The organism is Paenibacillus humicus NBRC 102415 (assembly GCF_004000905.1).
In the GTDB taxonomy this organism is placed as follows: domain Bacteria; phylum Bacillota; class Bacilli; order Paenibacillales; family Paenibacillaceae; genus Paenibacillus_O; species Paenibacillus_O humicus.
In genome coordinates this window covers 1-10618 of sequence record NZ_BIMD01000084.1, presented here as the reverse complement: position 1 = coordinate 10618, position 10618 = coordinate 1, and the positions used below count along the sequence as shown (strand labels likewise).

The 10618-nt window shown below is 59.1% G+C and carries 7 protein-coding genes and 1 pseudogene; 6 read left to right on the top strand and 2 right to left on the bottom strand.

Annotated elements, in window-relative coordinates:
- Window positions 1–400 (bottom strand): annotated as a pseudogene (locus tag PHU01S_RS25015) (MMPL family transporter); the annotation flags it as partial.
- Window positions 401–448: 48 nt separating this feature from the next.
- Window positions 449–1063 carry a TetR/AcrR family transcriptional regulator gene (locus tag PHU01S_RS25010; RefSeq protein ID WP_076357978.1) on the bottom strand — a complete coding sequence of 205 codons (615 nt, stop codon included), beginning with the start codon at window positions 1061–1063 and terminating at the stop codon, window positions 449–451.
- Window positions 1064–1413: 350 nt separating this feature from the next.
- Between PHU01S_RS25010 and PHU01S_RS25005 the strand changes: the two genes are divergently transcribed.
- The 6 genes from PHU01S_RS25005 to PHU01S_RS24980 all read left to right on the top strand — a co-directional run bounded on the left by PHU01S_RS25005 (window position 1414) and on the right by PHU01S_RS24980 (window position 10422).
- Window positions 1414–2331: an ABC transporter permease gene (locus PHU01S_RS25005; protein ID WP_246029339.1), complete on the top strand. Its 918-nt coding sequence runs from the start codon at window positions 1414–1416 to the stop codon at window positions 2329–2331.
- A gap of 18 nt (window positions 2332–2349) precedes the next feature.
- Window positions 2350–3237 (top strand): carbohydrate ABC transporter permease, encoded by an 888-nt coding sequence (locus tag PHU01S_RS25000; RefSeq protein WP_076357980.1) that lies wholly within the window; start codon window positions 2350–2352, stop codon window positions 3235–3237.
- A gap of 84 nt (window positions 3238–3321) precedes the next feature.
- Window positions 3322–5013: a type 2 periplasmic-binding domain-containing protein gene (locus tag PHU01S_RS24995; RefSeq protein ID WP_127510424.1), complete on the top strand. Its 1692-nt coding sequence runs from the start codon at window positions 3322–3324 to the stop codon at window positions 5011–5013.
- A gap of 108 nt (window positions 5014–5121) precedes the next feature.
- Window positions 5122–7011 carry a sensor histidine kinase gene (locus tag PHU01S_RS24990; RefSeq protein WP_076357982.1) on the top strand — a complete coding sequence of 630 codons (1890 nt, stop codon included), beginning with the start codon at window positions 5122–5124 and terminating at the stop codon, window positions 7009–7011.
- Window positions 7011–8567: a response regulator gene (locus PHU01S_RS24985; protein WP_127510422.1), complete on the top strand. Its 1557-nt coding sequence runs from the start codon at window positions 7011–7013 to the stop codon at window positions 8565–8567. Before PHU01S_RS24990 ends, PHU01S_RS24985 begins: the two co-directional genes overlap by 1 nt.
- 184 nt (window positions 8568–8751) lie before the next feature.
- Window positions 8752–10422, top strand: coding sequence for a cellulase family glycosylhydrolase (locus PHU01S_RS24980; protein ID WP_127510420.1), 1671 nt, complete (start codon window positions 8752–8754; stop codon window positions 10420–10422).
- Window positions 10423–10618 lie beyond the last annotated feature (196 nt).

The following is a 10618-nucleotide window of genomic DNA, read 5'->3' as shown; positions in this document are numbered from 1 at the left end:
CGGCGCCAGCCTCGGGAGAGCCTCCGGCCTGGCCTTGCGCCGCGGCGGCTGCCGCCGCCTGCGCAGCCAGCTCGGCGGGATTGATGACATAGTCGAGGTGATACACGTCGTCGACGGCTTTTTGGATCAGGGCCGAACGCTCCGCCGTATCCAGGCGTTCGCCTTTTGGAGCGGTGAATACGACGCTGGCTTGTCCGCCGGAGGCTTCCGGCAGCTCTTTTTGCAGCTGATCCAGCACCTTCTGCGATTCCGTGCCTTCGATCTTCATCTCGGAGGTGACGTGGATGCCGTTGATTCCGAGCAGGGCAAGGACGACGCCGAGAATCGCGACCCAGCTCAGGATGAACCGCCATGGCTTGTCGTAGGCGGATTTACCCGCCCGATAAAGAAATGTGGACATAAGCAGCAGATCTCCTTTTTGATTGAACGAGTTGAGGGGAAAAGCGGACTAAAAGCCGTTGCGCAAGTAGCTGAAAGCCGTGTCCAGGTAATGCTCGAACGTTGCGGCTCCGGAATCGGCCGGCTCCGGCTCGTCCGGCAGGAGGACGTCGAGGCTTCCGTCGATGAGAGGCAGCACGGCTCCGTACAGGGCCCCGGCGAGAAGATGGGAGTAGCCCTCCGGATATCTCCCGCGGGAAATATCGTTCAAGGTCGTCTGCGCCTCCAGCTGCAGGCGGCGCAGAAGGCTGAGGATATAAGGCTCCAGGGAAGGCGAGCGCTTGGACAGCGCCACGAGCGTGCGCAATCTCCGGATCAGCGTTGCCGTCAGCCGCATCGTCATGAGCCGGTACAGCACGTCCAGCGGGTGAGCGCCTTCCGGCAGCGCCTCCAGCAGGTCCATCGGCTCCTGCTTCTCCTTGAAGGCGAAGGCCGCCATGACGACCGCCTCCTCCTTGCAGGTGTAATAATTGGCGAACGTTCTTCTGGAGTAGCCGGCGCGGCGCGCGATGTCGTCGACGACGAAGCCGTCCAGCCCATGCTCCACGGCAAGCTCGAAAGCCGCTTCGGCCAGCGCGTGGGCGGTGACTTCTTTTTTCAGTTCACGCAAGGTAAGTTTGTTCATGGTTCTGCTGTTTAAGCGCGCACCTCTCTTTCCCAAGGATTTACCGATTGACAACTAAAGCCTACTCATAGTATTGCCCATAGGGCAAACATGCACAATGGGCAAGATGTTTCGAAATGATGTCTTTTTTCGGATCCTGCCGGAAAGAAGACCGCTCCAGCCGAGCGGGAAATCGACGCAGGAGCTGGGAATCCGATCGAAGCCGCACCTGAAAAATAGTAACCTTATCTAGAATCCGGTACCTGTTTTTGTCCTCTAGAAGCGCTTACAATGAGGGCAGTTAACGGAGGTGCAAGGCAATGAAGTCAGACGCTCAGGTGAAATCCCCGTCCTTAAGGACCGCCGCAGACATGGGGAGAGGGCAGAAGTGGCTGAGAAGGCTGTACAGCCAGAGGTATTTGCAGATCATGGCGCTGCTCGGCGTCGCCTGGATGGTCGTTTTCAACTACATTCCGATGTACGGAATCATCATCGCGTTCAAGGAATACGACATCATCTTCCCGATGTCGATGGCGCCTTGGGTCGGCCTCGACAACTTCAAGGAATTCCTGAACGACGACATGCTGCTGACCGTCATCAAGAATACGCTCGGCATCAGCTTGATCAAGCTGATCATCGGATTTCCGCTCCCGATCGTATTTGCGCTCTTGCTGAATGAAGTCCGGTCCGTCCTGTTCAAGAAGTGGACGCAGACGATCACGTACCTGCCTCACTTCCTGAGCTGGGTCATCCTCGGAGGCATCCTCGCCACCTGGCTGTCCGATGTCGGCGTCATCAACAAGATTTTGCTGTCATTGAATGTAATCGATTCACCTATAACTTATCTGGCCGAGCCGAAGTATTTCTGGTCCATCATCATCGTCTCGGATATCTGGAAGGAGCTCGGCTGGTCGGCGATCATCTATCTCGCGGCCATCAGCAGCGTGTCGCCCGAGCTGTACGAGGCCGCGACGATCGACGGAGCGGGGCGCTTCCAGAAGATGCGCAACATCACGCTCCCATCCATCATGGGCACGATCACGATCCTGTTCATCCTGGCGGTCGGCAACGTCCTGAACTCCAACTTCGACCAGATTCTCGTGCTGCGCAACCAGCTCAACGCCGATGCGAGCACCGTAATCGATTACTACGTCTACCAGACCGGCCTGATCGACAACCGCTTCTCCTACTCGACAGCGGTCAACCTGATCAAGTCCGTCATCGCTCTCATTCTGCTCGTCGGGGCGAACTTCGTCACCAAGAGGCTCAACAACAACTCGCTGTTCTAAAGGAGGTCCGTGCCAACCATGTTTACCCTCAAAAGGCAAACCCCCGGCGAAACGGCCTTCGGCATCGTCAACGGTTTCCTGATGCTCGTCATTTGCTTCCTGACGCTCTATCCCATCTGGTACGTCCTCGTCAATGCTTTCAACGACGGGGCGGACGCGATGCGAGGAGGCATCTACTGGTGGCCGCGGCAGTTCAGCCTGGACAGCTTCGGAGCGGTCTTCCGCAGCCAAGGCATCATGACCGCCATGGGCGTCACGGTGGCCAAGACGCTGATCGGGGTTCCCGTCCACGTCCTGTTCACGGCGATGGTCGCCTACGCCGTGAGCCGAAGGGAGCTGATCGGCCGCAATATCTACATGATCATCGGCACGATCACGATGTTCTTCGGAGGCGGCCTGATTCCGTACTACCTGCTGATCCGCGATCTCCACATGCTGGACAACTTCCTTGTTTACATCATTCCGGCAGCGTTCAGCTTTTTCGACCTCATCATCTTCCTCAGCTTCTTCCGGGAAATTCCGGCCGGACTGGAGGAGGCGGCCAAGATGGACGGAGCCAACGACTTCACGATCTTCTTCCGGGTCGTCATTCCGGTCTCGATGCCTGTCGTCGTCACGATCGCACTGTTCCACGGGGTTTATCAATGGAACGATTATTTTACCGGAATGATCTACATGAACAACATGGACCTGCAGCCGATCCAGACGTTCCTGTATCGCGTCGTCGCCCAATCCAGCTCCAACCAGATGCTGGGAGCGATGCCGAGCGGCGTCACGCAGACCGTGACCAGCCAGTCGCTGAAGCTGGCGACGATGGTCGTCACGACCGCGCCGATCGTGTGCGTGTATCCATTCCTGCAGAAATACTTCGTCAAGGGCTTCATGGTCGGCTCCATCAAGGGCTGACGCAAAGAGGATTATCCTTCCCGCCAGGCGCGGGTTTGATAATATAGATCGCACTCATCATCCATAGAAAAGGGGCAACTTTCAATGGGAACAACGCGTAAGGTGGCAACGACGCTTCTGGCGCTCGCCATGACCTTCTCCGTGGCGGCCTGCTCCGGAGGCGGCAATAATGCCGGCAGCAACAGCAAAGGGAACGAAGGCGCCGCATCTCCGGCTCCGGCGGCAAATACGGAAGCATCGACATCTCCGGCTCCCGCGGCGAGCGACGAGCCGGCTTGGAAGCAAGACACCTCGCCGATCACGTTCGACTGGTACATGAACTTCAGCTGGTTCAACAAGAAGTGGGGCGGCGACGCAACAGCCGAGTACATCACGAAGAAAACCGGCGTCAAGCTGAACTTCATCGTGCCGGCCGGCAACGAGAACGAGAAGCTGAACACGCTGATGGCGTCCGGCTCGCTGCCTGACTTCATCACGCTCGGCTGGTACGAGGAAGGCGTCCGCAAGATGATCGAGGGCAAGCTGGTGCTGCCGCTCAACGAGCTGGCGAAGGAATACGATCCCTACTTCTTCAAGGTCGCCGACCCGGCCAAGGTGGGCTGGTATACGAAGGACGACGGCAATGTATACGGCTACCCGAACGCATCGTCGTCCCCGGCCGACTACGAGAAATACGGCGAGAACTTCACGTCCAACCAGACCTTCGCCGTCCGCAAGGATATGTACGAGGCGCTCGGCAAGCCGGATATGAGCACGCCGGAAGGATTCCTGAATGCGCTTAAAATGGCCAAGGAGAAATTCCCGGATGTGAACGGCCAGCCGCTCATTCCGCTCGGCCTGCATGAATTCACGGAAACCGGCAACTACTCGCTTGAAGCCTACCTCCAGAACTTCCTTGCCATTCCTCAGGTGAAGGACGGCAAGCTGTATGACCGCCGCCAGGATCCGGAATACCTCAAGTGGCTGAAAGTATTCCGCCAGGCGAACCAGGACGGCCTGCTGGCGAAGGACATCTTCATCGACAAGCGTCCGCAGATGGAAGAAAAGATCGCCCAAGGCCGCTACTTCGCGATGCTGTACCAGCGCTCAGACTTCGCGGCGCAGAACACGCAGCTGTTCCAAAAGGATCCGAACATGGTCTACATCGCCGTGGACGGACCGAAGAACGCAGCCGGCGAGCAGCCGACGCTGTCCGGTCCAGGCATCTCCGGCTGGACGGTCACGCTGATCTCCAAAAACGTCAAGGACAAGAAACGCGCCATCGCTTTCCTCAGCTACCTGATGAGCGAAGAAGGCAATAAAGATATGTATCTTGGTGAGAAAGGCGTCACCTATGATACAATCGACGGCAAAGACCAGTTCAAGCCGGAAGTGCTGGACCTGCTCAACAAGGACCGCACGGCGTTCGACCAGAAATACGGCGCTTCGTTCACGTACTGGATGCTCATGGACACGAACATGAACCTGCAGTGGGCGCCTCCTAGCGTCGAGCCTTCCAAGCAGATGGAAGACTGGACGAAGGGCAAATCGATCAGCATGGCCGAATACGACAATCTCGACCCGGCCGCTACGAGCAAGGAAGGCGTCGCCCAAAGCAAGAACAACCGTGCGTGGGGCAAAGCGCTGCCGAAGATGCTGCTGGCGAAATCGGATTCCGAATTCGACGAGATCTTCAACAAGTACCTGAAGGACCGCAACGAACAGGAAGCGATCGATGCTTACCGTCAATCCGCATTCGAGTCCAACCTGAAAAAGCTTGAATCCTTCGGCAAATGATTCATCCGGCTCCGGCCGATAGAGGTTGACCATCAAGCCTGGCCGTCCGCTTCCTTCCGAGGCGGATGACCGGGCTTGTACCATCATGAGGCAGGATGTGAAGGCGGCATGGCGAGAGCGGGAAGGCAGTTGACGGCAACGGTTCGGGAGTACGCGGGCAGTCTTCCCCTGCAGGTGAAGCTGATCGCTTCATTCGTGCTCATCATCATCGTGCCGGTGGTGCTGTTCGCCTGGTATACGCTCCACGGGGTGTCCGATTACTCGATTCGGGAGCTGACCAAGAAGAACGAGAGCATCCTTGACATCGAGAAGACGAATATCCGCAACAATATGGAGCTGATGGAATGGACGGGGCAGATGGCCTTGTCCAACCGGGAGATGGTCGACTATCTCCAGACGCAGGAGGATATGGATACCGCCTGGCTGCTGGAGTTCAAGACCAAGACGTTCAGCATGTTCCAGAATTTCCTCTTCAACAACCCGCGCATCGCCAACATCCGGCTGTTCAACAACAATCCGTACGTGCATGAGTTCTGGCCGGTCATTCTCAATGAAAGCCGGATCAAAACCAAGTATTGGTACGATACGGTCAAGCAGCAGAAGGGCATGGTCTGGTGGGAGCTGCAAATGGACCGTTCCGTCCTCACCAATTCGACTGCCGGTCCCTTTGTGGAAATTCCGTACGTGTCCCTTCTCCGGGAATTCAAATACCCGGACGATACGACCCACAACGGCATCCTGGAAGTCAGCATGGAGCTGGAGAACTTCTTCAACAAGACGTTCGGCAGCGTCCAGGATCCGACCTCGCGGCTGCTGGTGGTGGGGCGCAACGGCGTTTTGTACACCGACAGGGGAGCGCCGATCTACGGGAGCAACACGCCGGAGAGCCTGCTGAAGCATGTGAAGCTGACGGATTCGGAAGCGAACGCCATCTCGGCCTTCTCGGAGGGAGGCCAATCCTATCTGGCGCTGCACACGTATATCCCGATGCTGGACGTCCATCTCGTCAATCTCGTCAACCGGACGGACACGCTGGCCGACATCCAGAGAACGCGCGGCAACCTCGTCATCATGATCGTGGTGCTCGTCGCCGTCCTCAGCCTGCTGTCCTATTTCATGCAGTCGATTATTCTGAAGCGCCTGCGCGTCCTGAGGGATTCCATGAAAAAGGTGCGCAGCGGCGACTTCCACGTGGACGTGCCCGTGACGGGCAGCGACGAGGTCGGCGAGCTCGGCCACCACTACCGGCAGCTGCTCAAGAAGATCAACGAGCTGATCGTCGACCAGGTCAACCGGCAGGCGGCCTCCAAGGAGGCGGAGCTGCGCTCGCTCAAAAACCAGATCGACTCGCATTTTCTCTACAACACGCTGGAGAACCTCAAGATGCTGGCGGAGATCGAAGGCCAGTACACGATCTCCGATTCCTTGACCTCGCTCGGCGGCATGATGCGGTACAGCCTCCAATGGACGAGGGGGCATGTGCGGCTGCGGGACGAGATCCAGCATATCCAGAATTACATGGCGATCATGAACGTCCGCTATGACGGCCGGCTCGAGCTCAAGCTGGATATTCCGCCGGAATGCATGGACCAGGAAGTGCTCAAGATGTCGCTCCAGCCGATCGTGGAAAATGCCGTCAAGCATGGCATGGACGGGGAGTCGGGCGTCTCCCGGCTGACCGTGACGGTATCCGCCGCGAACCGGATGAACGAATGCGTCATTGAGGTGACCGATTCCGGCGCCGGCATTCCCGAGGAGAAGCTGCGCATGCTCTCGGGCATGCTGCGGATGGAGGAAGCGGACTATCAGGAGCTGAGGAGCCGCGTGCAGAAGGGCGGCCGTGAAGGAAGCGGCATCGGGCTGAGGAATGTGGACCATAGGCTCGTCATGAGCTACGGCAGGGAGTACGGCATCCGGATCGAGAGCATCGAGGGCAGCTTTACGAAGGTGGTCATGACGCTGCCGCAACTGATTCTAACACGGGGGGAGAACATCTGATGCTAAGTCTGCTCATCGTCGACGACGAGAAAAATATCCGGCTCGGCCTGCAGGCCATGATGGAGCGCCAGTCTGCGGGCCGCTTCACGTATTTCTTCGCCGAGAACGGCCGCGAGGCTCTGGAGCTTCTCGGCAGGGAGAGCATCGATATCATGATCACCGATATCCGCATGCCCGTCATGGACGGCATCGCCCTGCTGGAGAAAATGCAGGAGCTTCCCTCGATTCCGGCAGTCATCATCCTGAGCGGACACGACGATTTCCCTTACGCCCGGGCAGCCATACGCTATCAGGCGAAGGAATATCTGCTGAAGCCGATCGTTCGGGAGGAGCTGTTTGCCGCTCTCGGGAGGCTGGAGGAGGAAGCCGAGCGCCGCAGGGAGCGGGAAGCGGCGACTTCCTCTTCTCCTCCTCCGGGCCAGCAGGATTCCGGCGGACAGCTTGCCTACGTCCTGTCCCAGGAGCGGATGGACATCGACGAGATTCGCGGCAGGCTGCTTGGCGCCGGACTCGGCTGGCTGGAGGCGGGCTTCTCCGTGGCTTTGGTGAGGATGCCGGAATCAGCCGGGGCCGATGCTCTGTCCCTGATCGTGAGGGCGGTGAAAACGCTCGGAGGAGAAGAGCGTTGGACGGCCTGCCGGGATCGGGAAGGGCTGTTCGTCCTTGCGGCGGCCGACGAGGGACTGCTGCGGCGGCTGTCGGAGCAGCTGTCCGGCAACGTGCTGCTTCCGGCCCGGATGGCGCTCAGCTCCCGCGCTTCGGGAATTGCCCAGCTGCGCCGTTCCTGCAGCCAGGCCAGGCAGGTTTTGAAATACTTCCTGCTGTATCCCGAGTCGGAGCTGCTGTCGTATGTCGGGCTTGGCGACCGAAGCTCGGGCTGCCCGGTTCCCGTCGAGGCCGTCCGAAGACTGTCCAATATTCTCGGTACGGGCAAGCTGCAGGAGATGAAGCGGCTGCTGCAGCAGATTCTGGATATCCGGACGGTGAGCCGCTGCGAGATCGGGTATTTGGAGGCGATCAGCCGCGTCCTGAACGAAGAGGTGTTCGACAGCGTCTTCCGCCACTACGGCGAGGAGTCCATCGAGATTCTGAGGCTGTACCGCCGGGCGGGCCATATCGAGAACTTCGAGCGCTTCGACGACTACTACCGGCTGGTGGAGCAGCTGCTGGAGCGCCTCGACGAGTATGTCGCCGGCGTCCGGGGCGCCCATGGCGAGCGCAAGGATATGCAGAAGGCGGTCGATTATTTGCATGAGCATTTCGCCAGCGACGTGAACATGGCCGTGGTGTCCAATCATATTTCGCTCAACTACACCTATTTCAGCCAGGCATTCAAGGAGTATACGGGGGAGAGCTTCTCGGTGTACCTCCGCAGGCTCCGGCTGGCCAAGGCCAAGGAGCTGCTGGGCAGCTCCGACCGGAAGGTGTACGAGATCAGCACGATGTCGGGCTTCGACAACGTGAAGCATTTCACGCGGGTGTTCAAGGAAGTGGAGGGCATCACCCCGCTGGAGTACCGCAGCCGCCAGCTGACGCATGGTGCGGGACGCTCCTGACTCGGCAGGAGCTGAAGCTTGTGAAGCATGTGCCTGAAAATCACGATTCCAGGGCGGACCTGACCTGGCGGCGGCGGTTGACCTATTTCGCCGTCGCTCCTGAAAATGCTGGGGAACAGGCGAAACGGACCGAATGGATTCAAGAAAATGTAACCGATTACGTTATCTCAGGGAGGAACCGGATATGGAGAGCCGTCAGCAGGAAGTGGAAGGCTGGGTAAGGGCGGAAGGAAAGCGGCTGGTCAACGGCAGAGGAGAGGATCTGATCCTGCGCGGAACAGGGCTCGGAAGCTGGCTGCTGCCGGAGGGCTATATGTGGAAGCTGCCCGAGGGCGGCGACCGGCCGCGGCGCATCGAGCGCATGGTGTCCGATCTGATCGGGGAAGAGGAGTCCGTGGCTTTCTGGCGGACGTACCGTGACCGCTATACCGCCGAGGCAGATATCCGGCAGATGGCGATGGAAGGATTCAACTCCGTGCGGGTTCCCTTCAATGCGAGGATGCTGCTGGAAGGAGAGCGGAATGCCCAAGGCTACAATGATGAAGCGCTGAAGCTGCTCGATGACGTCATCGGGTGGTGCCGCACATGGAAGCTGTATGTCATTCTGGACATGCACGGAGCGCCGGGCGGCCAGACGGGGGCCAATATCGACGATTCCGAGAAGGATCTGCCCGAGCTGTACATATCTCCGGAGCATCGGCAGGCGGCCATCGACATGTGGCGCATGCTGGCCGAGCGCTACCGCGACGAGTGGATCGTGGCGGGTTACGACCTGTTGAACGAGCCGCTGCCGGAGTATCACGGACAGTACAACGGAGAAGCCCAGCCGCTATACCGGGACATGATCGCCGCCATCCGCGAGGTCGACGAGCGCCATATGATCATCCTGGAGGGCGTCCATTGGTCGACCGACTGGTCGATCTTCACCGAGAAGCTGGACGGCAACGTGCTCTATCAGTTCCACAAATACTGGAACAACCCGGATACGGAAAGCATCCGCAAGTACCTCGAATTCCGCGATGATTGGAATGTGCCGATCTTCATGGGAGAGGGCGGGGAGAACGACCTGGACTGGTATGTTGGAGCGTTCCGGTTATTCGAGGACCACGGCATCAGCTGGAATTTCTGGACGTGGAAGAAGATGGACACGGTCAATTCCCCATGCTCGGTGGCCAAGCCGGCCGGCTGGGAGAAGCTCGGCGCCTATCTGGACGGCGGAGAGAAGCCGGATGCGTCCGAGGCCCGCGCCATTCTGGGCGCTTACCTGGATGGCCTCCCGCTGGAGGCATGCGGCTATCATCCGGAAGTCGTACACGCGTTGTTCCGAAGGCTGCCGGTCCGCATCCCGGCCATCCATTACGGTTACGAGGGAGCGGGCATCGGCTTCGGAAGCATGGGCGCCAAGGAATGGGAGAGCGGCTACCGCAAGGAAGACGGCATGGAGATCCGCGATCTCGACGGCCGTCCGAAGCTTCCTCCGACGGAGCCGGGCTGGCATCGCTGGGATACTGAGGGTGGGCTCTGCCTTGAGCTGAAGGATGGCGAATGGGCGGCATATGACGTTACCGTCCGCGGCGGATCCGGGGCTGCGGAGACGGATAAGGGTGACGAGGCGCATTCGGCCGAAGCAGCGAGGTACCGGCTGAAGCTCCACGCGATCGCTCTCGATCCGGCCGGAGCGGCGGCGGTCGAGCTGGACGGGCATCCGCTTGCGGAGCTGTCTCCGGCAGAAGGCTGGGACGCAGCTGTCCAGGAGGCTGAGCTGCCGGCTCTGGAGGAAGGCGCGCATCGGATTGTCGTCAAGGCTCGGGGAGCCTCCCTGCGGCTGGAATCCCTTGTGTTTGAGCAGATTTGAGATGCGGCATTGGGACTGTTTGGGATTGATTTGGGTGATATAAAGGATGTGCCTGAAGGACGTGCCTGAAAGACATGCCTGAAGGATGTGCCTGAAGGACGTGCCTGAAAGACGTGCTTGAAAGACGTGCCTGAAAGACGTGCCTGAAAGACGTGCTTGAAAGACGTGCTTGAAAGAAGTGCCTGAAAGAAGTGCC